General features: G+C 38.4%; 25 protein-coding genes. 13 read left to right on the top strand and 12 right to left on the bottom strand.

From position 1 onward, the window contains the following. Positions 1–4: 4 nt before the first annotated feature. Together R2800_00605 and queA are read right to left on the bottom strand one after the other, a co-directional pair. On the bottom strand, positions 5–583 hold the full coding sequence (locus tag R2800_00605; protein MEZ5015525.1) for a D-sedoheptulose 7-phosphate isomerase: 579 nt from the start codon (positions 581–583) through the stop codon (positions 5–7). Between the two features lie 73 nt (positions 584–656). Next, positions 657–1,706 (bottom strand): tRNA preQ1(34) S-adenosylmethionine ribosyltransferase-isomerase QueA, encoded by a 1,050-nt coding sequence (gene queA / locus R2800_00600; protein MEZ5015524.1) that lies wholly within the window; start codon positions 1,704–1,706, stop codon positions 657–659. A gap of 177 nt (positions 1,707–1,883) precedes the next feature. On the opposite strand from queA, the gene R2800_00595 reads away from it, so the two are divergent. From R2800_00595 to R2800_00560, 8 genes are all read left to right on the top strand, one after another. After that, positions 1,884–3,254, top strand: a complete 1,371-nt coding sequence (locus tag R2800_00595; protein MEZ5015523.1) for a dipeptidase — start codon at positions 1,884–1,886, stop codon at positions 3,252–3,254. Between the two features lie 117 nt (positions 3,255–3,371). After that, on the top strand, positions 3,372–4,349 hold the full coding sequence (locus tag R2800_00590; GenBank protein MEZ5015522.1) for a hypothetical protein: 978 nt from the start codon (positions 3,372–3,374) through the stop codon (positions 4,347–4,349). After that, positions 4,322–5,017 carry an ATP-binding cassette domain-containing protein gene (locus R2800_00585; GenBank protein MEZ5015521.1) on the top strand — a complete coding sequence of 232 codons (696 nt, stop codon included), beginning with the start codon at positions 4,322–4,324 and terminating at the stop codon, positions 5,015–5,017. Before R2800_00590 ends, R2800_00585 begins: the two co-directional genes overlap by 28 nt. Positions 5,018–5,132: 115 nt before the next feature. After that, a complete protein-coding gene (cmk, locus tag R2800_00580) occupies positions 5,133–5,828 on the top strand; it encodes a (d)CMP kinase (protein MEZ5015520.1) in 696 nt (231 codons plus the stop codon). Positions 5,829–5,899: 71 nt separating this feature from the next. Further along, a complete protein-coding gene (locus tag R2800_00575; GenBank protein ID MEZ5015519.1) occupies positions 5,900–7,561 on the top strand; it encodes a PHP domain-containing protein in 1,662 nt (553 codons plus the stop codon). Continuing rightward, positions 7,558–7,968 carry a hypothetical protein gene (locus R2800_00570; GenBank protein MEZ5015518.1) on the top strand — a complete coding sequence of 137 codons (411 nt, stop codon included), beginning with the start codon at positions 7,558–7,560 and terminating at the stop codon, positions 7,966–7,968. Before R2800_00575 ends, R2800_00570 begins: the two co-directional genes overlap by 4 nt. Before the next feature lie 59 nt (positions 7,969–8,027). Then, positions 8,028–8,624 (top strand): hypothetical protein, encoded by a 597-nt coding sequence (locus tag R2800_00565; GenBank protein ID MEZ5015517.1) that lies wholly within the window; start codon positions 8,028–8,030, stop codon positions 8,622–8,624. A gap of 53 nt (positions 8,625–8,677) precedes the next feature. Next, positions 8,678–9,250, top strand: coding sequence for an ATP-dependent Clp protease proteolytic subunit (locus R2800_00560; GenBank protein MEZ5015516.1), 573 nt, complete (start codon positions 8,678–8,680; stop codon positions 9,248–9,250). Here R2800_00560 and R2800_00555 read toward each other — a convergent pair whose 3' ends face one another. From R2800_00555 to R2800_00545, 3 genes are all read right to left on the bottom strand, one after another. Then, positions 9,251–9,649 (bottom strand): MerR family transcriptional regulator, encoded by a 399-nt coding sequence (locus R2800_00555; protein MEZ5015515.1) that lies wholly within the window; start codon positions 9,647–9,649, stop codon positions 9,251–9,253. Between the two features lie 2 nt (positions 9,650–9,651). Further along, a complete protein-coding gene (locus tag R2800_00550; protein MEZ5015514.1) occupies positions 9,652–10,200 on the bottom strand; it encodes a DUF922 domain-containing protein in 549 nt (182 codons plus the stop codon). Between the two features lie 85 nt (positions 10,201–10,285). Then, entirely contained in the window at positions 10,286–11,464 is a 1,179-nt protein-coding gene (locus tag R2800_00545) for an acetyl-CoA C-acyltransferase (GenBank protein ID MEZ5015513.1), read from the bottom strand. A 201-nt stretch (positions 11,465–11,665) separates the two neighbouring features. On the opposite strand from R2800_00545, the gene R2800_00540 reads away from it, so the two are divergent. Then, a complete protein-coding gene (locus R2800_00540; protein ID MEZ5015512.1) occupies positions 11,666–12,505 on the top strand; it encodes a murein L,D-transpeptidase catalytic domain family protein in 840 nt (279 codons plus the stop codon). Here the strand turns inward: R2800_00540 and R2800_00535 are convergent. The 6 genes from R2800_00535 to R2800_00510 all read right to left on the bottom strand — a co-directional run bounded on the left by R2800_00535 (position 12,497) and on the right by R2800_00510 (position 17,854). Continuing rightward, entirely contained in the window at positions 12,497–14,107 is a 1,611-nt protein-coding gene (locus R2800_00535; GenBank protein MEZ5015511.1) for a L,D-transpeptidase family protein, read from the bottom strand. The genes R2800_00540 and R2800_00535 overlap by 9 nt on opposite strands. Positions 14,108–14,152: 45 nt before the next feature. Continuing rightward, positions 14,153–14,503 (bottom strand): MGMT family protein, encoded by a 351-nt coding sequence (locus R2800_00530; protein MEZ5015510.1) that lies wholly within the window; start codon positions 14,501–14,503, stop codon positions 14,153–14,155. Continuing rightward, entirely contained in the window at positions 14,481–14,684 is a 204-nt protein-coding gene (locus tag R2800_00525) for a DUF5522 domain-containing protein (GenBank protein MEZ5015509.1), read from the bottom strand. Before R2800_00525 ends, R2800_00530 begins: the two co-directional genes overlap by 23 nt. Next, positions 14,659–15,360, bottom strand: coding sequence for a tRNA (guanosine(46)-N7)-methyltransferase TrmB (gene trmB, locus R2800_00520; GenBank protein ID MEZ5015508.1), 702 nt, complete (start codon positions 15,358–15,360; stop codon positions 14,659–14,661). The genes R2800_00525 and trmB overlap by 26 nt, the downstream gene beginning before the upstream one ends. 35 nt (positions 15,361–15,395) lie before the next feature. Next, positions 15,396–16,250 (bottom strand): UbiA family prenyltransferase, encoded by an 855-nt coding sequence (locus R2800_00515; protein MEZ5015507.1) that lies wholly within the window; start codon positions 16,248–16,250, stop codon positions 15,396–15,398. Positions 16,251–16,312: 62 nt separating this feature from the next. Next, positions 16,313–17,854 carry an acyl-CoA carboxylase subunit beta gene (locus R2800_00510; GenBank protein ID MEZ5015506.1) on the bottom strand — a complete coding sequence of 514 codons (1,542 nt, stop codon included), beginning with the start codon at positions 17,852–17,854 and terminating at the stop codon, positions 16,313–16,315. 131 nt (positions 17,855–17,985) lie between these two features. Here R2800_00510 and R2800_00505 point away from each other — a divergent pair, with 131 nt between their 5' ends. The 4 genes from R2800_00505 to R2800_00490 are packed head-to-tail and all read left to right on the top strand — an operon-like array spanning position 17,986 to position 22,488. Beyond that, on the top strand, positions 17,986–18,474 hold the full coding sequence (locus R2800_00505; GenBank protein ID MEZ5015505.1) for a TlpA family protein disulfide reductase: 489 nt from the start codon (positions 17,986–17,988) through the stop codon (positions 18,472–18,474). A gap of 11 nt (positions 18,475–18,485) precedes the next feature. Continuing rightward, positions 18,486–20,651 carry an FUSC family protein gene (locus R2800_00500; protein ID MEZ5015504.1) on the top strand — a complete coding sequence of 722 codons (2,166 nt, stop codon included), beginning with the start codon at positions 18,486–18,488 and terminating at the stop codon, positions 20,649–20,651. 12 nt (positions 20,652–20,663) lie between these two features. Then, positions 20,664–21,263 (top strand): ACP phosphodiesterase, encoded by a 600-nt coding sequence (locus R2800_00495; protein ID MEZ5015503.1) that lies wholly within the window; start codon positions 20,664–20,666, stop codon positions 21,261–21,263. A gap of 37 nt (positions 21,264–21,300) precedes the next feature. Beyond that, entirely contained in the window at positions 21,301–22,488 is a 1,188-nt protein-coding gene (locus tag R2800_00490) for a serine hydrolase domain-containing protein (protein MEZ5015502.1), read from the top strand. Between the two features lie 76 nt (positions 22,489–22,564). Here R2800_00490 and guaB read toward each other — a convergent pair whose 3' ends face one another. After that, entirely contained in the window at positions 22,565–24,034 is a 1,470-nt protein-coding gene (gene guaB / locus R2800_00485; GenBank protein MEZ5015501.1) for an IMP dehydrogenase, read from the bottom strand. Positions 24,035–24,104: the final 70 nt, after the last annotated feature.

The raw sequence follows: 24,104 nt of genomic DNA, 5'->3' as shown, positions 1-24,104 counted from the left end.
TTTTCTATCCTTTAAACAATGATTCTTCCGTCAGCTGGCAGATAATATGACCTATTGTAATATGCGATTCTTGTATTCTTGGCGTATCCTTACTCGGCACATTCACCAGATATTGACAAAGGTTCTTCATCTCACCACCATCCTTACCTGTAAAACCTACAGTAATCATACCAAGCTCGTTAGCCATTTGTAAAGCATTTGTAATATTAGTAGAATTACCCGAAGTACTTAACCCTATCAAAACATCTCCTTTTTTACCTACCCCTTTTACTATCCTACTGTATACATGCTCATAACCATAATCGTTAGCCACTGCTGTTAAATAAGAGGTATTGCAATGCAACGCCTCAGAAGGCAACGGATCTCTATCGCTGTAAAAACGCCCACTAAACTCTGCCGCCAAGTGTTGCGCATCAGCTGCACTCCCCCCATTACCGCAGAACAGGACCTTGTTACCATTCTTAAACGCTTCTGTTATCACTGAGGTCACTTTTTCAACCGTATTTAATAATACTTGGTCATTAAGGACTTCATTTTTAACAGCAATAGAAGCTGCTACGATATTCTTTATTTGTTCAAGCATATACTAACAAAAATAAGACAGCGTTCGGATAAACCGAACGCTGTCTGTAAAACATTATAAATATTCTTAAATATTATATTACTAACATAGCATCTCCATAGCTGAAGAAACGATATTTCTCCTTTATAGCTGTTTGGTAAGCTTCCATAGCTAAATCGTACCCTGCAAACGCACAAACCATGATCAGCAAGCTAGTTTTAGGTAAATGGAAGTTGGTAACTAAACAGTTAGCAATAGAAAAATCGTGAGGTGGGTGAATGAACAAATTGGTCCACCCTTCTTCTGCTTTCAGGAGACCTTGAGCAGTAACTGCGCTCTCCATAGCTCTCATAGTGGTAGTTCCTACTGCACATATTTTTCTGCCCTCCACCTTAGCCTTGTTCACTATATGAGTAGCATAGTCTTCAACATTGAAGTACTCTGCATCCATTTTATGCTTAGATAGATCTTCTACCTCTATCGGACGAAAAGTACCTAGACCAGTATGTAAGGTCACTTCGGCAAACTTAACACCGATTATCTCTAATCTTTTAATTAGCTCACGGCTATAGTGCAAACCAGCAGTAGGAGCCGCTACAGCACCTTCATACTTTGCATATACAGTTTGGTAACGTTCTTTATCTTCCTCATCAGGCTTACGCTTGATGTATTTAGGAAGTGGCGTTTCTCCCAACTGATCTAATATTCTCTTAAATGCTTCTTCATCGCCATCAAAAAGGAAACGGATAGTACGACCTCTTGAAGTAGTATTATCAATCACCTCTGCTACCAACTCATCATTATCACCAAAGTATAGCTTGTTACCTACACGTATTTTACGAGCAGGGTCTACTATAACATCCCAAAGTCTGTTTGGCTTGTTTAATTCACGAAGAAGGAAAACTTCAATTTTAGCACCAGTCTTTTCCTTACGGCCATACAAGCGTGCAGGGAACACTTTGGTGTTATTTACCACCATCACGTCCTTGTCATCAAAATATTCTTGTATATCGCGGAAAGTTCTATGCTCAATCTTGCCTGTATCCTTATGCACCACCATTAGGCGACTATCTTCTCTAGATTTTGCAGGATGCTGTGCTATTAGGTTAAGCGGAAGGTCAAACTTAAATTGTGACAACTTCATATATAGAAAGACTAATTTAAAAGTCTGCAAAGATAGTAAATCTTTGCCATAATTTTATTATACAGCCTGTTTTTAGGATTTTATGATTTCTTTCTGATATATATCCTCATAAATACGGGCTGCGATTTAAGTCTTTGGCTTTGTTACCTTACTTTTGAGACCTAAATTTTAATATATATGCAAGCTTGGAAAGACTATATGTCTGAAAACAAAGACCGCTTCATGGACGAATTGCTTGATCTATTACGCATTCCGTCTGTAAGTGCAGATAGTAAATACAAAGAAGATGTAGCTCGTTGTGCTGAGTCTATCAAAGAAAACCTTCTAAACTCGGGTTGTGATTCTGCTGAAATATGCCCTACAAAGGGACACCCGATCGTATACGGTGAAAAGATCATTGACCCGGCTTTGCCTACAGTATTAGTATATGGACACTATGATGTGCAACCACCGGACCCATTAGACCTATGGGATAGTGGCCCATTTGAGCCAGTGATAAAAAATGGCAATATATATGCGCGTGGTGCTTGTGATGATAAAGGACAAATGTTCATGCACGTAAAAGCATTTGAGATGATGGCTAAAACCAACACTCTTCAATGCAACGTGAAGATCATGATAGAAGGCGAGGAAGAAGTTGGTTCTGACAACCTAGGCACTTTCCTAGAAGAAAATAAAGAGAAATTAGCTGCTGATATCGTATTGGTATCCGACACAGCTATGATAAGCATGGAAAACCCATCTATCGAAACAGGGCTTCGTGGCCTTACTTATGTTGAGGTAGAAGTAACAGGCCCTAACCGCGACCTACATAGTGGTGTTTATGGTGGCGCTGTGGGTAACCCGATCAATGTACTAAGCAAAATGATCGCTTCGCTACATGATGAGAACGGTCATATCACGATTCCAGGGTTCTATGACAAAGTAATAGACCTAAGCGATGCAGACAGAGCAGCTATCAACAATGCTCCATTTAACCTTGAAGAATACAAAAAAGATCTTGGCGTAGACGAGGTACGTGGCGAAAAAGGATACTCTACACTTGAGCGTACAGGTACACGCCCTACACTAGATGTAAATGGTATTTGGGGTGGATATACTGGCGAAGGTGCTAAGACGGTACTTCCTTCAAAAGCTTTTGCTAAGATATCTATGCGTTTGGTTCCTGACCAATCTTCTCATGAGATCACTAAATTATTTACAGACCATTTCTTGAGCATTGCTCCTGCTGATGTGAAAGTAAAAGTTACACCGCATCATGGTGGTGAGCCGGTAGTCACCCCAACAGACTCTATAGCTTACAAAGCTGCTGCAAAAGCGGTAAAGGAAGCTTTTGGCAAAGACCCGATACCTACACGTGGTGGAGGTAGCATTCCAATCGTTGCCTTGTTTGAGAAAACACTAGGACTTAAGACTGTACTTATGGGCTTTGGACTAGATAGCGACAATATCCACTCTCCTAACGAGAAGTATGGTGTTGAGAACTACTACAAAGGGATTGAGACCATACCTTTCTTCCACAAGTATTTTGCAGAAATGAGCAAATAAGTGCTTTTTATCGTATACAACAAAGGGTAGCAAATTGCTACCCTTTGTTGTATACTCGCTTAGTTAAATAACAAAACTGTAACTACCTTACAATACATTCCTGTTTATTTTTATAGCATGCAATCTACAGGAAATACTGCATCTATTAACATCCGTCAAATTATCGCTCTGCTCAAGTTGAGGTCTATGCAATTGGTGCGTGTAATAATAGACGCGGGCTGGCGTTCTTTGTTAGTTGTCCCCATCATACTATTTGCCATAGGTTATGGTATCAAAATCTTGACAGACCGCAGCGCTTTGCAACTGAACATTGTCGCTTGTGTATTAGTGTATTTAGCTAATACTGCTCGTAAAGACAAAGGCTTCTTATCTCTATTGAGGGTGAACGGGCAAGCTTTCAGACTAATAGAGTACACTATGCTGATTATACTAATAAATGCGTATGCTATATCACAGTCCGCAGTGAATATCCTATATATGTTAGGCACAGTTTTATTCGTAGCAATACTGACAAACATTAAGCCCAACAAGCAGCTAAAAAAGCCCGATATATTAAAGCGCATCACAGGACGACTCCCGTTGCGACTGTATGAGTTAAAATATGGTGTAAGGCAGGTTTCGGTATTGATATTCTTGTTTTGGTTTGTGGCTATGGTGGCTGCTTTCCTTGGTCCTATATTACCGTTCATTATTACACTGGTATGCCTGACGCTTTTAGAACATATAAGTTATACTGAACCTGTAGAAATAACGCAAAGTCATCGAACAATCCCCAAGGTATTAAATGGAAAAATGAAGCACATTGCAAAAGTCATCTTCATATTCTTTTTGCCACAGACAATCATTACACTAATAATAAGACCCGAGTGGATAATTCTAGCGGGTATTGCATTTGCATACCTGCTATCTTATATCATCATTTTTTACGCGCTGCTATTACGCTATGCTGATGATGTTACCATGTATAGTCGTTTTTCTAAAAACGTACAACTTATTTTATTTTTAGTCGTGTCTCCCCTACTACCTGTATCTGCTTACTTATTATACAGACAATATAAAAACGCCACATGCAATCTTCAACCGTTATTGAATTAAAAAGTTTTTCGTTTTCGTATGGTAACAAGCCAGTGCACAAAGACTTGAACCTGCTTATAGAGCATGGCACAGTACACGGCATACTGGGAGCTAACGGTGTAGGTAAGTCCACTTTATTCAACTGCTTGTTTCACAATTACCTGCATGATGCGATGCATGTAGCAAAAGGTTATGAAAAAGAATTGGCATACCTGCAGGCAGAGCCGTATCACTATCCATACATGACTGGAATGGAATACCTAAAAATCATCTGCGCGAAAGAGAAGCATGCTGACATAAAAGATTGGAACAGTATTTTCCAACTTCCACTTGGAGAGTATGTACACAACTACTCTACAGGTATGAAAAAGAAAATAAGCCTGTTGGGTAATATTCTACTAGATAAAAAAATAATACTGCTGGACGAACCAACCAATGGGCTAGATTTAGAGACCAACGAGTTTTTCAAAGTACTGATAGCCAAGCTAAAACAAACAGGTAAGACTATCATAATATCCTCGCATGTATTGGAAGTGCTATTCAGCATTTGTGATACAATTACGCTTATTAGCAGTATTGACAAATCTGCAACCTATACGGTTGAAAACTTTGGAGAACTGAAAACAACTGTTCAGTCAAATTACGGAACAGATAAGCAAGAAATGTTAGATAAATTACTGCAGGTATGACAGCTAAAATACAGAGATGGAACAAACTATTAAGTTACCACATTTTTATAACAATTACACTATTTGAAATTCGGTACATAAAAAGGAGCTTTGTACTAGTTCAAACCACACGATTATGGAAGAGCAAATTATCATAGCCATCGACGGATATTCTTCTTGCGGCAAAAGTACCTTAGCCAAAGAACTAGCCAAAGAACTTGGTTACAAGCATATAGATAGTGGTGCAATGTATCGTGCTATCACACTCCACTTTATCAGAAACAATGTAAACATATCTGATATTTCAGAAGTAAAACAAGCCTTAGAAGACATACAGTTATCTTTTGTATACAATGAGCGTAAAAAAACTTTTGATATCTGCCTGAACGGAGAAGATGTAGCCCACCAAATACACGAGATGATAGTAGCCGAAAGAGTAAGTGATGTGGCTGCACTAAAAGAGGTTCGAGAACTTGCTGTAGCTCAACAACAAGAAATGGGCAAAGAGAGAGGTATAGTTATGGATGGCCGAGATATAGGCACAGTTGTTTTCCCTGATGCAGAGTTAAAACTTTTTATGACGGCAGGAATGGGTGTTAGGGCTAAGCGCCGCTTTCAGGAAATGTATGAAAAGAACCCCAACATTACCTATGAGGAAGTAATGGCTAACATCCAAATGCGCGACTATATAGACACCAACAGAAAGGAGAGCCCACTAACACAAGCAAAGGATGCCGTGGTATTAGACAACTCTACCATGACCAGAGAAGAACAGCTAAAAACAGCTCTGGGCTGGGTAAGAGAAAGAACTGCTAGACTTGCTGTGAAATAACTGATAAAATATTCTTTTGAATTCTGCTATTGACTTGCCAACTTTGAGCAAGTCAATTTTATTTATAGCCAATGACAAACCATCAAATTTCCGACCATTTCTCTCTACTCTCTAAGCTAATGGACATTCACGGGGAGGACTCCTTCCGTGCAAAGTCGTATGGTGTAGCCGCTTATAATATTGACAAATTACCTAAAGAAGCTACTGATATGGATGATGCTGAGCTCTTTAGCCAAAGAGGTATAGGTAACGGTACTGGGCAAAAGATACGAGAGCTGATAGAAACAGGAAAGATGGAAGCATTGGAAGACATCCTTGCTAAAACACCTCCGGGCATATTAGAGATGATGCAAATAAAAGGGCTTGGTCCTAAAAAGATAGCACTGGTTTGGAAGGAGATGGGCATAGAAACAGTTGGAGAACTAGAGTATGCCTGCAATGAGAATAGACTAATGACCTACAAAGGCTTTGGCGCAAAAACTCAGGCTAGCATACTAGAAAACATAGCCTTTATAAGAGCTAACCAAAACTTCCACTTATGGGCAGAGGTAGAAAGCACTGCCAACACCTTAATAAATGGCTTAAGTAAAATAAATGCAGGAGACAGATTTGTACTAGCAGGTGATATGCGCAGACAAATGCCTACTCTAGAGTGCATTGACATAGTAACCGATGGTGACGGAGCATTAATAAAACAACAATTTGGCGTAACACAAGGTGTGAGTATTGAAGATGAGGATAACAATAAAATACTGGTACATGCACCCAACCAACCCGCCATACGCCTGCACATTGCCAATAAAGAAAACTTTTACACTACGCTCTTCAATAATTCTTGTAGTGAAGCATTTCTTACAGAATTCAATAAACAATATACCTTACCAGAAAACCCAACTTCGGAAGAGGCAATATTTGAACACAATCAACTACAATACATACCGCCTGCTCAAAGAGAAAACCCCAATATTTTGACGCAGGCTGCTCAACAAAACCTAGCTCAACTCATAGAAGCTAAAGATATTAAAGCCATCATTCACTCCCACTCCAAATGGAGTGACGGAATGAATACTATAGAGCAGATGGCTAAAGCAGCAATAGAAAAAGGATATGAATATTTAGTATTGAGCGACCACTCACAATCTGCCTTCTATGCCAATGGGTTAACGCCTGAACGCATAGCAGAACAACACGCTGAAATAGACGCACTTAACGAGAAGCTAGCACCATTTAGAATATTCAAAAGTATTGAAGCCGATATATTGAACGATGGCAACCTAGACTATAATGATAAAGTACTGAGCACTTTTGATCTGGTCATAGCATCAGTACACAGCAACCTAAAGATGAGTGAAGAGAAAGCCATGCAAAGAGTACTAACTGCCATACGCAACCCTTACACGACCATACTGGGGCACCCTACGGGCAGACTATTACTTTCGCGCGAAGGCTACCCACTAAACCATAAGATAATCATTGACGAATGTGTAAAGCATAATGTAGTAATTGAAATAAACGCTCACCCTCGCAGGCTAGACTTGGACTGGACACATATTGCTTATGCCATAGAAAAAGGAGCATTGCTTTCTATCAATCCAGACGCCCACTCAGTAGAAGGCTATCATGATGTATACTATGGTACACTTGCTGCACAAAAAGGAGGGCTAACTGCCAAGCAGAACTTGAGTAGTTTTTCGTTAAAGGAATTTGAAGCTTTTTTAAATAAACGCTCTTGAAATTAATTAGAATATTAATCTATACAGTATTATTTTTTGCAGGGTTTATCGCTTGGGACTATTATAAAGTTCCAGCAGATATAGAACCCACAAACAAACACATACCCTTAAGAAATGACAACTTAAAGGGACTACTCTATCTACCTTCCCCAGACAATAAAAAAAACTTGACTTTAACTAGCAGTTATGACAGCGGTAAATACATAAATACAGGAGCCTTAGTTATGTGGGCTCAGGGTGGCGGCTCTATTTTTTACTACGAAAAAGAAGATGCTAAAATAGTTGCCGAATGGGTAAATAAAGACACGTTAAAGATTCAGCACGATACATCATTAATATTTACAAAAAAAGACTACTGGCTTAAGTTCTATAGAGATACCGTTATTGTTATTTACAACACCTTTTAACCTTCAAAAACATGACGAAAGTCTTTTTATAGCATGCTTTTACCAAGTAATTTCATGTTATGAAAAAGCTGTTTCGTACCATGTTAATAATTGCAATCGTCATTCTAGCTATATGGATAGGCTTAACCATATGGGTAGAGATACCTAAAGGAAACACCATAACACATCTAGGAGAACAAAATGCACCACAAAAAGCTTTGATTGTATATAACCCAGACCCATTATACAACCTTGACGAACAAGTATGTAATGCCTTTGCTCAAGAGTTAGCACAGCATAACATCTACACCACAGTAGCCACCATAAAAGCTTCAAGAGAAGCTCATTTTAACGAGAAAGATTTTGACCTGTACGTATTTTGTGCCAACACCTATAATTGGCGACCAGATTGGCCAACCAATTATTTTGTAAAAGAAATAACCGAACTTAAAAACAAAAAAGCAGTTGCGATCACTTTAGGTTCTGGCTCTACAGCGGCATCAAAAGCTGCATTTGAAAAGACCATCAACAAACACTGTAACAACCTTCTATTTTCTGAGACCTATTGGCTGATGCGTCCTAATGATGAGGAACGCATGAAAGAGAAGAATGTATTAGTAGCTATTGACCAAGCAAAGTCATTAGCAAAAAAAACTGCTGCAATTATTACACCATAACCCACACCATGGAGTATACTCCACCCCTTATACTTGCATAAACTTTGCAAGTAATGAATACTGATATAACAACCAACGAAAACCAAACGTCCATCAACTTTCAACTACAAAAAAGCTTGATGGAGCAGCGTAAAATATTCCTGTGGGGAGCAGTTGAAGACAACAGCGCTAAAATAATAGTAGAACAACTTTGCTACCTATCATCCATTGATGAAAAAACTCCTATACATTTTTACATTAACAGCCCAGGAGGTGTAGTAACAGCAGGACATGCCATGCTGGACATGATGCAAACAATACTAACACCTGTATACACTTACTGTATAGGATTTGCAGCATCGGCAGCATCTGTTTTATTGTCGGCTGGAGAGAAGGGCAACCGCTATATATACCCTACAGCAGAAGTAATGATACACCAGCCAAGCGCAGGTGGTTTTCGCGCGCCATATAAAGACATTGAAATACATGCCAAGCATATACAAAAGACAAAAGAGCTAACCGCAAAAATACTTGCAGATAACTGTGGACAATCCGTGAGCCAAATAATGAAAGACTTTGACAGAGACTATTGGATGGATGCTAGAGAAGCTGTTGCATATGGCATAGTAGATAATATAGTAAAGTAATTATACTGCTTGTTTCATTTCGGGTAGTTGGATGACATGTCCTGTCTTCTTTCTACCCAACAACTCTCTTTCTCTATTAAGACGCATTTTTAGAGCATGTAACTTTTCTAACTCTTCATTTACGCTAGAAATCTTTATATCAATTACGTCCAATACTTTTGCTACATCCAGTACTTGTATCGATTGGCGAACTAACAACTCCCTGATCTCTTCAAGCGTAAAGCCTAATTCTTTGTACTTTTTAATTGCTTTTAGCTGTTCTAAAACCTCCTCCGAATAATCCTTGTAATTATGCTCTCTCCTAGCTGATTTAGACACAACAATCAATTCAATCTTCTCATAATACCTTATAGTATCGCGAGAGAAACCTGAACGTTTTGACAACTCACCTATTAGCATATTTACAAGTTTATAGTTTTGTTCTTTAATGCTTCTTCTATAAATCTATTCCATTTCTCCTGCTCTTCTTCTACCCTACTATGGCTAGTTTCCTCATCATACTTGGCTTGAATTTCTCTCTGCTTGGTGAGCAACACTCTATATATGCTATCTATTTGATACTGCACCTTATTTTTATCGAACGAGAAAGCATTTAGCGCAGCTTCCAATTCCCATGCTATTACTTGTGAGATATCGTAATGACCTTGCTCATGCTTTAATAAACTAGCCGAAGTAGCTTCATCTGCAGTTTTTAAAAACTGCTTAGACACCCAAGATTTTTTAGGATCGAACTTGAATACCACCTCAAAGGAAGGTTGGCTTCTTGTACCAGCCACCTTATATCCTGTAATAGTAGCTGTACTTGCCTTGTAGGAAACATTCTTGGGGGCATTGCCTTTAAAATCTTTCCAAACCAATGGTCTGTCTAGTACAATTCCTTGAGGCTCTTTCTTCCCATTAAAGAACAACAGAATCGACATATAGCCTAATAATACTATACTTAGTTTCATACTCATTAATTAGTAGATACAAATAAAAATAAAAAAGGTGTTAGCTATTGCCAACACCTTCTTAATATTTAGTTATATCAAAAAACTATGCTTTCTCTATCACTACAGCACTAGCACCGCCACCGCCGTTACAAATACCGGCAGCACCATACTGTGCATTATTCTGGTGCAATACGTTGATCAACGTTACTAAGATACGAGCACCGCTACAACCTAGTGGGTGACCTAAAGAAACCGCACCACCATTTACATTCACTTGGTCAGCTTTAAGGTTCATTTTCTCCATATTCGCTACACCTACTACACTGAATGCCTCGTTCAACTCGAAATAAGCAACATCTTCCATTTTAAGACCTGCTTTTTCTACTGCTCTAGGCACAGCAAGTGACGGAGAAGTCGTGAACCACTCAGGAGCTTGAGCTGCATCAGCATAAGACTTGATCTTTGCAATCGGCTTAAGGCCCATTGCTTCTGCTTTTTCTTTACTCATCAACACTAATGCTGCAGCACCATCGTTCATAGTACTTGCATTAGCCGCTGTTACAGAACCATCTTTTAGGAAGGCAGAGCGCAATGCAGGTATTTTATCAAATTTTACATTGTAAGGCTCCTCATCTTTATCAAAAACGATTGGATCACCTTTACGTTGCGGTATGGTTACTGGGATAATTTCGTTAGCAAATTTGCCACCTTCTATTGAAGCTTGACTACGCTTATAGCTTTCGATAGCAAACTCATCCTGCGCCTCACGGCTAATATTACACTCCTTAGCACAAAGCTCAGCAGCATTACCCATCGGGTAATCATTATATACATCTACTAAACCATCTTTAGCAAGACCATCAACCAAAGTAACATTACCATATTTGCTACCCCAACGTACGTTAGGATTGTAAAAAGGAACATTACTCATACTTTCCATACCACCGGCAACAACAACATCAGCATCACCAAGCATAATAGCTTGCGCACCTTGCATTACAGCTTTCATTCCACTAGAGCATACCTTATTAACAGTAGTACAAGGGATAGAATCCGGCAAACCTGCAAAGATAGCAGCTTGACGAGCTGGCGCTTGACCAAGATTGGCTTGTAACACACAACCCATTAAGACCTCATTCACGTCTTCAGGCTTGATACCTGCTTTTTCTACCGCTCCTTTTATAGCAAAAGAGCCTAGCTGTGTTGCAGAAAAACCTTTTAGCGAACCACCCCAGCTTCCCATTGGAGTACGCACCGCTGATATTACATATACTTCTTTCATAAAAGTTATTTTCTTTAAAAGTCCTGCAAATGTACTCAAATTGCCCCGAAGTATTAAAAGCCTAGTTTCTATAGCATGTTTGTCAAAACCTATCAATCATATACGTTTTATCAAAATATTACAAGTGTTACTCTTGAGATATCCATCATTCTGCTTTAACTTTATGCAAACAGACTTAACTATAGTAGAAAAGTGCAGAAGATGAAAAAGGTATTGTTGGTATTGATGTGTTTTCTAACAACTGTAGGCTTACAAAAAGCTACAGCCATAGAAGCTGATGCTAGCATTAGTAATAAAATAAGGTATCACATTGCGCAGACCTACAATAGCATCGATTTCTCCAAGGTCGACTCTTTGAGTTATATAGTTTTTGCAAAAGCATACTATGGTTATATCAACTTGTATAATGAAGGCATGCTTAATGCCCAAAAACATATGCTTACCATATGCGACTTCACCCTTTCTGCCAACACCAAGCGTATGTGGGTGATAGACTTAGAGAAAAAGAAAGTTGTGCTCAACACTCATGTATCTCACGGGCAAGCTTCGGGTAAAGAATATGCACAGGTTTTCTCCAATAAAACAGGCTCTCATAAAAGCAGTATAGGCTTTTACATAACCGCAGAAACCTACTCAGGCAAACACGGTTATTCCTTGCGCTTATTTGGCATGGATAAAGGCTTTAACTCCGCTGCATATAATAGAGATATTGTGGTGCATGGCGCTAGCTATGTGAGTACAGAATTTATAAGAGGGAATCAATGTTTGGGTAGAAGTTGGGGCTGCCCTGCTGTTAGCAATGAGCTTTCTGAAGAGCTTATCAATACCATAAAGGACAACACCTGTCTTTATATTCACTTTCCTGAAGCACGATACTTAAAGTCCTCTTTATGGCTCAATAAACCAATTACAGAACTACCACAATTTAATCCATTAGACTTTGCATTACAGCATAGAGATACCGTCATTAAGTACAACTATGGCCGTGAAATGAAACGTATTATAAAATACGTCAACCGTTTTCATTTCCCATTATTTTAATTGTAACGCTATAGCCTCATCTTTGTTATAGACATCATCCCAATAAACTATGTGTTGCTTAGCACTATCTTCCGTAGCTGTTAGGTATAAAATATGAACAGGTATTCGTTTTTGTAACGGAACGAATACCATCTTATTCTTATTAATAAGGGAATCTACAAACCGTTTACTATTTTCTTCTTTGTTGATCTTCGTTAAAATATAACCTGCCATATCTCTCGGATGCTGTACTCTGACACAACCAGAACTTTTTGTTCTATTCTTCTTCTTGAAATCGCTTCGAGAAGGTGTATCATGTAAATAGATGCTATGTTTATTAGGCAAGTTAAACTTCACTCTTCCTAAAGCATTTTTGTAGCCAGAAGGCTGTCTAAACACATAATTCTTAAAATTAGCTCTGGTTACATTTACCGAATCAGGATTTAGAGGCTTTCCACTATGTGTATAAATAGCAAGTCCTTTCTTTTCTAAATAAGCACTACCCTTTTTATTCATACCTGGTATAATATCCTTTTTCATTATCCCTGGAGGCACTGTCCATGTAGGGTTGAAAACAATATTTACCATATCGGCATTCATGGCTGGTGTTGGTCTAGACTTCTTTCCTACCACCACCCGCATGTGCATTGTATCCTTATTGTCAATGTTCAAAAACAAGTCCATTGCTGGCACGTTCACTATCAAGTAAACATTCTCAAGCTGCTGTGGCAACCATCTCAACCGTTCGAGATTCACATCTATCTTGCTAATCAGGCTATCTTTAATAGACAGCTGATAAGACACAATACTATCATCAATTTCAGGTAATGCTACACTATAATACTTTGCTATAATCCTTTTAACTTCTCCTTCATCAGCTATTGTCTCGGGATGGAGTATTGGTTTATCTTCATCATCTTTTAACTGCAATGCACCTCCTTTTCTCACAGCTTTGTAAGCCAAGTCCTCTTCTAAAGAAGTATACTTTTTACGTTCTTTTTTCAACCTGCTATATGCAGTAAGCTTACTTTTGTATAAGGAAAGTTCAGGATAAACATTCGCTGTATATAAACTATCATAAAGGAAACCATTTGCTAACCAAAGAGTATCATTTCTATGAAACCATTCCGTATCTACACTCCTAACGTCTAAACGACCCAATAATAGATCGCGTGATGCTTGCAAATAATAATATGTACATGTAGTATCAAAAACTGCTAACTCCTCCTCACTAAGTTTGCCTATTCTCGCTTTTTCAAAAGTTCTTCTTATTTCTTTATGCTTATAGTTTTCTACATTAAGACCATCATCTGATAGTGCCTCCATATCCGATAATAGACTTACTATACTACGAAATGCGTCATCTTGTTTAACCCATAATGGCTTAAACGATGTATTAGCATATACCTCCCTTAGTGCTTTTGAAACATTAAATAAGTCTAGTGAATCGACTTGTTGACCACTGCCATTTAGCAACTTCTGTAAAGTACTGTTAGAAACTACGGGAACTGGATTACTAGTTTTAAAAGAAGATGTTCTTTCCTTGCATGCAAACAAAGCAATAGAACAAAACAGCAACGAGGCTATTGTTAACTCAAAATATCTTTTCGAATACCTACCCATTATATAAACTGTACTAAAAATAGCAATTGCAGCACAATATGCCTATTACCTTAACAATTCTATAATAGGATCCCAAAATAATTCTACGAATGACTCTATTTTATCATCAACTACTTTAACGCCTTCTTTTTCCAGCAACTGCTGCATCAATTCAGGAGGATTAAAATGATGTTTCCCAGACAGCATACCATTTCTATTCACTACTCTATGAGCAGGTACCTTGGGTTTCAATCCGTTACAGTGATTCAAGGCATACCCTACCATTCGGGCACCTGACTTCGCGCCTATTGCTGCTGCTACAGCGCCATAGGTAGTCACTCTTCCTTTAGGCACTGCTTTAACCACATCATAAATTGCGGTATACAGGTCACTTTTATCGGTCTTGTTGTTGCTCATTATGCTGTCTTTCCTTTAGCAGTCTTGCTCTTTTTACCGCAGGAACGTTTTCATAATCATAAGGACAATGCTTGCAGCCTCTACTACAACAATACCCTCTTTTCAAATGATAGTTACTTGTAAAAACGAGTCGCCCATCATCTAAAGTATAATAATCAACTCCCTCTTTTAATTGACTCATGTTTTTTAAACCTTTCTTCTATCTCTATTGGTTTTTCGGGCAACCTGAAGGAGACATAATTAATTAACCGACCGTTTGCAAGGTGCATTTGTTCGTAAAAAGTTTTGATCGCTAAAGGACCAGTCCCCTTACCCTTACCATATATATCTGTTATACAGGTCTCTATTTCGCAACCTGTCTCTTCAATTACTTCTAGCGTATAGTCAAACAACTCCTTTGAGTCTGTCTTTAGATTAATAAGCGCTCCCGGTTTTAGTATCTGTTGGTATCGATACAAGAAACGAGGATGTGTCAATCTATTTTTATCCTTAGAATCTCTTAAAAACGGGTCGGGAAAGATGATCCAAATACCTTCTACCTCTCCTGCTTCAAAGTACTCATGAATCTGCAATATATGTGTGCGTAAAAAGGCGATATTGTTAAGGCCATCTCTGAGTGCTATTTTAGCCCCCATATACATCCTATTACCTTTTATGTCTACACCAATATAATTCTTGTCCTTGTTTTCTCTTCCTAAACCAACACTATATTCACCCTTACCACAAGCCAACTCTAAAGTGATCGGATTGTCGTTACCGAAAAACTCGTTCCACTTTCCCTTCATTCCTTCAGGGTACTGCAATACGTTATCAAACTTACCAATTTCGTTAAATCGGAATAATTTCTTCTGTCCCATAAATAATTGGCAAATATACTTCGGTTTTATTTTAGCTATGCCCAAAGTATGACCAAAAAGGCATAAATCAGCATCATACCATCTACTAAGCCCAGATAAGCCCTATCCGAGGGATATTTCTTAGCATAGTCTACAACCAGCTTTGTAAATAATGCCACAGTTAATTCAGCTATAAGCAATCCTCTATCTCCATTGAGTGTATACCTTACCACAGCCATCCCTAAAAATGCAAGCATGGAAACACTCATTACCCCATAAGTCCCCTTTACCCCTATGAGGTTGGGCAACGTCGCAATGCCTTCATCCATATCTGTTTGCATATCTCTGATGTCGAAAGCCGCACAAAGCGTAAACATGAAAGTGAACCTAATGACCAATTCAAAAATATAGGCTGACGGCTCATACCCATGATATAACATAGGCAGCACTGCAGTTACAATGGTCCAAACCGTAGTTAGCACCAATATCTTTACCCAACCAAAGTCCTTTATTCTCTTTTTATTTTTGAATGGCAATAATGGAATAGAATAGGCAAAAGATAATGCTCCCAAAACCATACAGGCTAATAATATTTCTCTAGAAAGGAACAGAACACTAATACCACAGCCAATAGCCCCCACCCCTAAAAATAATAAATGCCAAATTCTATTTTCTGTAGACCAGCAAAACCTATCCGATACTTTAGGGTCTGTTTTTTTAATTATATAATGTGTATTGTAGACTAAAAGGGTACTGCAAAAAACAAGCGTGTGTAATGGTGTAAAGAAAGACCACCCTCCACCTATGAGTACCTGCTCTGTAGCAATGCTTAACCCTGTAGCACAAAAAGCAGCAAAAACACTAGTGTATAATAACCAGTTAGAAAATCTGTTGAATAGACTTTTGAACATGATACAAAAACAAAAGTACGGCTTAATTAGCCGTACTTTAATACAATAATTGCTAAATATGATTACAAAGGTATATTACCGTGCTTACGCTTCGGTGCACTTACCACTTTATTTTCCAACATCTTATACGCCTTTATCAGCTTCTCTCTAGTTTGCTCAGGTAGTATTACTTCATCTACATAACCTCTTGCAGCTGCTCTATACGGGTTTGCAAATTTCTCTAAATACTCTTGCTCTTTTTCCAATAGTTTTTCCTCTGGCTTGTCTGCTGCTGCTATTTCTTTCTTAAATATAATTTCAGCGGCACCTTTAGCTCCCATAACTGCGATTTCTGCCGTAGGCCACGCAAAATTCATATCAGCACCTATATGCTTAGAGTTCATCACATCGTAAGCACCACCATAAGCCTTACGTGTAATTACGGTGATCTTTGGCACAGTTGCTTCACTTAGAGCATACAATAGTTTTGCACCATTTGTAATAATACCATTCCACTCTTGGTCCGTGCCTGGAAGGAAACCAGGAACATCAACAAGCACTAATAGCGGAATATTGAAGGAATCGCAGAAACGGACAAAGCGAGCAGCCTTTTTACTAGCATCAATATCTAGCACTCCCGCCAAACTAGCAGGCTGGTTAGCAACCACACCTACACTTCTACCACCTATACGCGAAAAACCTACTACTATATTTTCTGCATAGTTTTTATGTACTTCCAAAAAACTATCAGCATCTGCAACTGCTTCTATTACCTCCTTGATATCATATGGCTGATTAGGATTCTCCGGAACAATATTGTTCAACACTTCTCTTTTCTCATCACTCAACTCATAATCATACACAGGAGCATCTTCCTCACAATTTTGTGGCATGTAAGAAACGAGCTGTTTGATATTTTCAATACATGCCAACTCATTAGCACAGGCAAAATGAGTAACGCCAGACTTGCTCGCATGAGTACTCGCTCCACCTAATTCCTCACTTGTCACCTCTTCATGTGTTACAGTTTTTACTACGTTCGGGCCTGTAACAAACATATATGAGGTATTCTCTACCATTAATATAAAATCTGTAATAGCAGGAGAATAAACCGCACCACCCGCACATGGCCCCATTATTGCCGATATTTGAGGCACTACGCCTGAGGCCTTTACATTGCGATGAAAAATATCAGCATAACCACCAAGCGACACTACACCTTCTTGTATTCTGGCGCCACCACTATCGTTAAGTCCTATAAGCGGAGCACCATTATCAGTTGCTAGATCCATTATTTTACAGATCTTCTCAGCATGTGTTTCAGAAAGGCTACCACCAAACACGGTAAAATCTTGAGAGTACACATATACCAGTCTACCATTCACTGTGCCATAACCTGTTACAACACCATCACCAAGATAGACTTCTTTATCCATGCCAAAATCAACACTTCTATGTGTTACCAGCATGCCTATTTCTTCAAAAGAACCCTCATCTAATAACAGTTGAATACGTTCTCTTGCTGTTAACTTTCCTTTTTTATGTTGGCTAGCAATACGCTTCTCACCACCACCAAGCATTGCCTCTTCCTGCTTTTTCTTTAATAAGGCCAGTTTATCCATCATATTTATCTTATTTTCTGGCAACAAACCTAATGCAAAAGGGTTAAAAAGTGACCTATTTTAACCATTGTTTTACTACAGACAATGTAGTGATACCTAGAGTCTTTGCTACCTTTGCAATACAATACTGTAATATGAGAAAGTTAACCTTACTAGTTTTTATTCTTTTTTGTGGCATCGGAGCCCCAGCTCAAAATATTGCCTCTTACAAAGCTGAGGATCTTACCAAGCGTATCAAGAGCAATAACGATACATTTTATGTAGTTAACTTTTGGGCTACATGGTGTGCCCCTTGTGTAAAGGAACTTCCTGAATTTTCAGCTTTACAAAAACACTATAAGAACAAACCTGTAAAAGTTATTTTGGTCAGCCTCGATTTTCCTGATGCCTATCCTAAAAAAATTGAGAAATTCATCAACAAAAAGAAGCTTGACCTTGAAGTAGTATGGCTGAATGAAACCAATGCTAACAAGTTCATCCCTAAAATCGAGCAATCCTGGCAAGGATCAATACCTGCCACATTATTAAAATACCCGAAAAATAGATACAAAAAGTTTTTTGAGGGTGTAATAACTAAAAAGCAGCTACAAATACTTATTGACAAGCAGTTAGCCATGCAATAAATCATACAGCCTTGCGCTTTATAAAACCTTATAGGCAAATAAATAACCTCATACAGCAAGAAGCTATTGAACCGCTTTTTAGTTGGGGTATCCGTATGGCCTTAGTTACCGTACTACCTATTATATGGGGCATCTATACCGGGCATGTAGAAGCTGCAAGTTGGATAGCTTTTTCTGCTGAATGTATTTGTTGGGTAGAACTAAAAGGAGACTATTTTCAACGGCTAAAAATCTTACTGGGTGGTATCATACTCATCCCCTTCTTTACGTATGTAGGTGTTGCCAGCAGCAATAGTATTTGGCTAAGTGTTCTATTAATGCTAGGTGTAGGCTTTTTATCAGGCTTATTTAAAAACTTGGGAGAAAGAGGAAGTGGGTTAGCATTGTGTGTCTATATCATTTATATATTCAATAATGCTTACCCTCATAATGAAAGTGCTGGATTGTACGACCGACTGTATTATGCTGTAATAGGCAGTAGCTTGAACGCAGCAATAGGCATGTTAGCTTCTATACTAATACCTGCAGCCCAACCATACCGACGTACTATAGCCGTCATTTGGAAATCTGTTGCTCAACTAACCCAAGCTATTTCAAAAGGCTGGGAAGGAATAGATGTAAGAAGTAGTGACCATGATATTTATTTAAAAGAAGTAGAACTAAGAAAAGCCATAGATAGTAGTCTTGTTTTTTTTGAAAAATCTGCGCACCAAACTACATCCCAAGACGGCAAAGAACACCAGTTAGCCCAACTAAGAAAAACTGCTGCAATAACCGGCAGTCATATACAAGCTATGGGAGAAGAGCTATCAACGCTTAGCATCAAGGGTATGGACGATAGCCTTAGGATAAAAATATACACCATACTTAGAGCGCAACTACAAACCTTAGAACGACTCGTCGTTTATACAGCCTCTTTAAAACAAGAAGAAGAACTAATTATCTTATCCCGTATCAATAGGATCGATAAATTAACAGAGATCATTAAACAAACAAAGCTACCAGAAGAAGACAAAGGTGCTATTGAACGTTTTATACATCTATCTGAACGCAGCACAAGATTACTTCAGCATGCTACTAATACTATTAATGAATTATCTGACGACTCTATAGTGTTAAAAACATATCCTGTTTTAAAAACACTCCTTATACTACACCCCAAATACTGGACACAAGGAATAAGAGCATTATTCAACTTCAACACATTTACTATTCGCTATGCGCTTAGAGCAGCCATTGCTGCAACACTAGCCATGTTTATTTACAAATGGTTTGATATAGATCATGGATATTGGATCCCATTCACACTCATGATAGTTAGCCAAACATATATAGGCGCAACGGTAAAAAAGGCTAGAGACAGAATTATTGGTACAATACTAGGAGGTCTAGCAGGCGGGCTATTACTTTATTTACCCGCTAGTCTTTTCATAAAAGAAACACTGCTCTTTTTAAGCACCGTTCCTATGATCATTTACCTCCAGAAAAACTATGCCATCTCCGTTTTCTTCCTAACTTTAGGTCTGGTACTCTTATTTAATATTAGTGATACAATTGACAATCAGCTTATCATCACCAGAGCCTTAGCTACAACTGCGGGAGCTGGGCTTGCTATTATAGCTGGCTATGTGCTCCTACCACATAAAGACCAAAAGGCAATACCTTTATTATTAGTTAATGCGATAAGAAGCAATCATGATTACTTTTTATCTACTTTTTATAATATAAAGGACAAACAAAGCTGGACTCTGTATAAACGTAAAGGAGAGACAGGAAATAGTAACACTTTTGACTCGATAAGTAGATATATACAAGAGCCAAGCTTCAGAAAAAAGCCTTATAAGATATTCTACTATGTTGTGATGCATAACATAAGAATCACCCGAGAGCTTAATAACATCCAACTGGAAACAACTGATAGCAATACCGGTGAACTAACTGAAACTCAAAAAGAATTAATTACAAACTGCCTACAGCTTTTTAATAAAAACGAGGCTTTACTTTCCCAAATAGCTACGCAATACCAACCTAATACAGAACAACCTAGCAGTTTCAGTACAATATCACTCAATAATCAACAAGAAATATATTTAGACAAACTGTACGTAGAATTAAAAGCAATTAACTACGACTTAGAAATACTAGCGCAAAAAGTAAGTAGAATTATACAGTTATAGTAGTTTAGTACTATGAATTTTTTGGGGCACGCATTCTTATCCTTCGGAGACGCAGAGATACTAACAGGAAATATGATCGGTGATTTTGTTAAAGGCAAGATAGCTTTAACTAAATACCCTGAAAAAATACAACAAGGAATACTATTACACCGAGCAATAGATGAATTTGCTGATAAGCATCCTGCATCATTAAGAGCTAAAGTATGGTTTAGGTCTACGTATGGGTTATATTCAGGTGCCATTGTAGATATACTCTATGACCATTTTTTAGCCAACGATCCCAAACACTTTTTATCTGATGAAGATCTAATGACATTCTCTAAAGAGACTTATCAAAACCTGTTCAGTTTATCTGCTCATTTCCCTAAAGTTTTTGCCAATATGTTTCCACACATGCAAGAAAACAACTGGCTATATAACTACAGAAATCTTAAAGGCATGGACAAAGCATTAAGAGGCTTAAAGCACAGGGCCCAATACATGCCCAACCAACAAGAGGCCTATAATATATTCATAGCCCATTATTATCAAATTGCACAGTGCTATTATGAATTCATGGATGATGCTATTAACTTTGTTAAAATTCAGTTAAACCAAAGCCCATCTCTCTAGAAAAAATGTTTTTATAGTATTGTTGCTTTTATCAGCTATGCGTAGACTAACCTATTCATTTTTTACTTCCATTACAGTATTAATTACCACTTTACTACTGTTACAAAACACAGCTTTTGCTCATCCATACGGGGATGATAGCAAAAAGTTCGGTTCTGTACAATTATCTTATGACGACACATCGTCGGCAGAATATCAAACCTTGATCCATAAACTTGACTCTTTCTACAAAGTTCAAGTAGCGTATGGCTTTAATGGCAGTGTACTTATAGGCTACCAAGGGAAAATACTATACGAACGTTATTTTGGGTATGCAGATAAGAAGCTAAAAACAAAATTGACCCCTAACAGTGCGTCGCAACTAGCATCTACAACCAAGACATTTACAGCAACAGCTATACTTTTCTTACACCAACATAAGTACCTAGACATTAATAAAAAGGTAAACTACTATTTACCTACATTCCCTTACGACAATATAACGGTCAAAATGCTTCTTAACCACAGAGCAGGATTAAACGATTATATCAAATGGGTGCCTAGGTACAAAAAGAACTTACTAGAACCTCTTAGCAATGAAGATATCGTAACTCTTTTTGCTAAATATAAACCAAGCTTATACTTCAAACCTGGGACAAGGTTTAAATACAGCAACAGTAACTACGCCGTACTCAGTCGTATCATAGAGGAAGTTACCGAAATGACCTACAAAGACTTTATGCAACAGTACATATTCAAGCCTTTAGGTATGGAAAGTACTTTTGTATACGACCCTAAATGGGGGCTTCCAAGAAATGCTACTATGAGCTATAGAGCCAACTGGACACCATATAAAGATATGTTTGCAGATGGCGTAACAGGTGACAAAGGTATTTATAGCACAGTAAGAGATATGTATTTATGGGACCAATCGTTCTATGATAGCACATTACTTAATAATGAGACCATAGAACTGGCATATGGTCCGTGCTCATTTGAAACTCCAGGCATTAAAAACTATGGACTAGGTTGGAGAATGCTATGCTACCCCGATGGAGATAAGATCATCTTTCACAATGGCTGGTGGCATGGTAACAACACTGTCTTTCATAGAAATATAAAAGACAACTTTACTGTAATAGTACTTGGCAATAAATATAACAGTCGTATCTACCATCAGGTAGACCATATTTATAGCATTATTACCAATTCTCCGCTTTCTACAGAATTTGAAGGTGAAGAGTAAACGATAATATGACTTATTAAAAAAGGCATCACAGATAGTGATGCCTTTTCTTTTTATAGAACTTATATCAATTTTCTTATCTGCTATAGTTTGGCGCTTCTTTGGTAATTACTATATCATGCGGATGGCTTTCTGCCATACTAGCTGATGTAATACGTACAAACTGTGCCTCGTTTTGCATTGTCTTAATATCCTTAGCACCACAATATCCCATACCTGCTCTAAGACCTCCAATGAATTGCTGTACAATTTCATCAAGAGTACCTTTATAAGGCACACGACCAACGATTCCTTCCGGAACAAGTTTCTTAACGTCCGCTTCCATATCTTGGAAATAACGATCCTTAGAGCCTTCTTGCATCGCCTCTACAGACCCCATACCTCTATACGATTTAAACTTACGTCCTTCGTATATGATTGTTTCACCAGGACTCTCTTCAGTACCAGCGAATATAGAACCAGCCATAATAGTAGATGCACCGGCAGCTATCGCCTTCACCATATCACCAGTATATCTGATACCTCCATCTGCTATTACAGGTATACCTTTTCTTTTCAATGCAGCTGCCGCCTCCATAACAGCGGTCAACTGTGGCGCACCTGCTCCCGTCACTACCCTTGTGGTACAAATAGAACCTGGCCCTACACCTACTTTCACTGCATCAGCACCAGCTTCTGCTAAGGCTTTTGCCCCTGCCGCCGTAGCTATATTACCAGCAATAACCGGTAATTTTTTAAATGATTTTTTAACCGTAGCTACCATATCGATCACTCCTTTTGAATGACCGTGAGCACTATCCATGGTAATCACATCAACACCCGCTGCTACTAATGCTTCGATCCTTTCCAAAGTATCGGCGGTAATACCTACAGCTGCGCCTACTAGAAGTCTTCCCATACTATCTTTTGTAGCATTGGGGTGGCTCTTCAAATGAAGGATATCTCTAAAAGTGATCAAACCTATCAACTCTCCTTTCTTACTAACAATAGGTAGCTTTTCTATCTTATGTTTTTCTAATATGCCCTGAGCTTTGGACATGCTAGTACCTGTAGATGCGGTTATCAGGTTCTCACTGGTCATAACCTCACTTACCTTTTTGCGCATATTCTTTTCAAAACGCAGATCTCTATTGGTAAGAATACCTTGTAACACATTATTGGCATCCACTATCGGAATACCACCTATCTTATTCTCACGCATCAATTTAATCGCATCTGCAACAGTAGCATCTGGCATAAGTGTAATGGGGTCAACTATCAACCCACTCTCACTACGTTTCACCTTTCTTACCTGCTCAGCTTGACGTTCAGTAGACATATTTTTGTGCAACATGCCTATACCACCCTCTCTGGCAAGTGCAATAGCCAACGGAGCTTCTGTCACAGTATCCATAGCGGCGGACACCATAGGCAGGTTCAATTGAATATCTTTTGTAAGTTGCGTAACAAGGCTTACCTCTCTTGGGAGAACTTCTGAATAAGCCGGAACTAATAGTACATCGTCGAAGGTTAGCCCTTCTCCGTAGAATTTGGATTTTGCAGCCATGTGCAAAGATATGTCAGCAATTCCAAAAATTAAAAATAAGATTTGAATATATTGCCATAGTCTTTTAATA

This window comes from Flavipsychrobacter sp., from assembly GCA_041392855.1.
Classification (GTDB): domain Bacteria; phylum Bacteroidota; class Bacteroidia; order Chitinophagales; family Chitinophagaceae; genus UBA5543.
This window is presented reverse-complemented; position numbering and strand designations above follow the sequence as displayed.

Bases quoted from the DNA above. Each gene is read 5' to 3' on its own strand.
- R2800_00605 (MEZ5015525.1), bottom strand. From the start codon at position 583: ATGCTTGAACAAATAAAGAATATCGTAGCAGCTTCTATTGCTGTTAAA.
- queA (MEZ5015524.1), bottom strand. From the start codon at position 1,706: ATGAAGTTGTCACAATTTAAGTTTGACCTTCCGCTTAACCTAATAGCA.
- R2800_00595 (MEZ5015523.1), top strand. From the start codon at position 1,884: ATGCAAGCTTGGAAAGACTATATGTCTGAAAACAAAGACCGCTTCATG.
- R2800_00590 (MEZ5015522.1), top strand. From the start codon at position 3,372: ATGCAATCTACAGGAAATACTGCATCTATTAACATCCGTCAAATTATC.
- R2800_00585 (MEZ5015521.1), top strand. From the start codon at position 4,322: ATGCAATCTTCAACCGTTATTGAATTAAAAAGTTTTTCGTTTTCGTAT.
- cmk (MEZ5015520.1), top strand. From the start codon at position 5,133: ATGGAAGAGCAAATTATCATAGCCATCGACGGATATTCTTCTTGCGGC.
- R2800_00575 (MEZ5015519.1), top strand. From the start codon at position 5,900: ATGACAAACCATCAAATTTCCGACCATTTCTCTCTACTCTCTAAGCTA.
- R2800_00565 (MEZ5015517.1), top strand. From the start codon at position 8,028: ATGAAAAAGCTGTTTCGTACCATGTTAATAATTGCAATCGTCATTCTA.
- R2800_00560 (MEZ5015516.1), top strand. From the start codon at position 8,678: ATGAATACTGATATAACAACCAACGAAAACCAAACGTCCATCAACTTT.
- R2800_00555 (MEZ5015515.1), bottom strand. From the start codon at position 9,649: ATGCTAATAGGTGAGTTGTCAAAACGTTCAGGTTTCTCTCGCGATACT.
- R2800_00550 (MEZ5015514.1), bottom strand. From the start codon at position 10,200: ATGAAACTAAGTATAGTATTATTAGGCTATATGTCGATTCTGTTGTTC.
- R2800_00545 (MEZ5015513.1), bottom strand. From the start codon at position 11,464: ATGAAAGAAGTATATGTAATATCAGCGGTGCGTACTCCAATGGGAAGC.
- R2800_00540 (MEZ5015512.1), top strand. From the start codon at position 11,666: ATGAAAAAGGTATTGTTGGTATTGATGTGTTTTCTAACAACTGTAGGC.
- R2800_00535 (MEZ5015511.1), bottom strand. From the start codon at position 14,107: ATGGGTAGGTATTCGAAAAGATATTTTGAGTTAACAATAGCCTCGTTG.
- R2800_00530 (MEZ5015510.1), bottom strand. From the start codon at position 14,503: ATGAGCAACAACAAGACCGATAAAAGTGACCTGTATACCGCAATTTAT.
- R2800_00525 (MEZ5015509.1), bottom strand. From the start codon at position 14,684: ATGAGTCAATTAAAAGAGGGAGTTGATTATTATACTTTAGATGATGGG.
- trmB (MEZ5015508.1), bottom strand. From the start codon at position 15,360: ATGGGACAGAAGAAATTATTCCGATTTAACGAAATTGGTAAGTTTGAT.
- R2800_00515 (MEZ5015507.1), bottom strand. From the start codon at position 16,250: ATGTTCAAAAGTCTATTCAACAGATTTTCTAACTGGTTATTATACACT.
- R2800_00510 (MEZ5015506.1), bottom strand. From the start codon at position 17,854: ATGATGGATAAACTGGCCTTATTAAAGAAAAAGCAGGAAGAGGCAATG.
- R2800_00505 (MEZ5015505.1), top strand. From the start codon at position 17,986: ATGAGAAAGTTAACCTTACTAGTTTTTATTCTTTTTTGTGGCATCGGA.
- R2800_00495 (MEZ5015503.1), top strand. From the start codon at position 20,664: ATGAATTTTTTGGGGCACGCATTCTTATCCTTCGGAGACGCAGAGATA.
- R2800_00490 (MEZ5015502.1), top strand. From the start codon at position 21,301: ATGCGTAGACTAACCTATTCATTTTTTACTTCCATTACAGTATTAATT.
- guaB (MEZ5015501.1), bottom strand. From the start codon at position 24,034: ATGGCTGCAAAATCCAAATTCTACGGAGAAGGGCTAACCTTCGACGAT.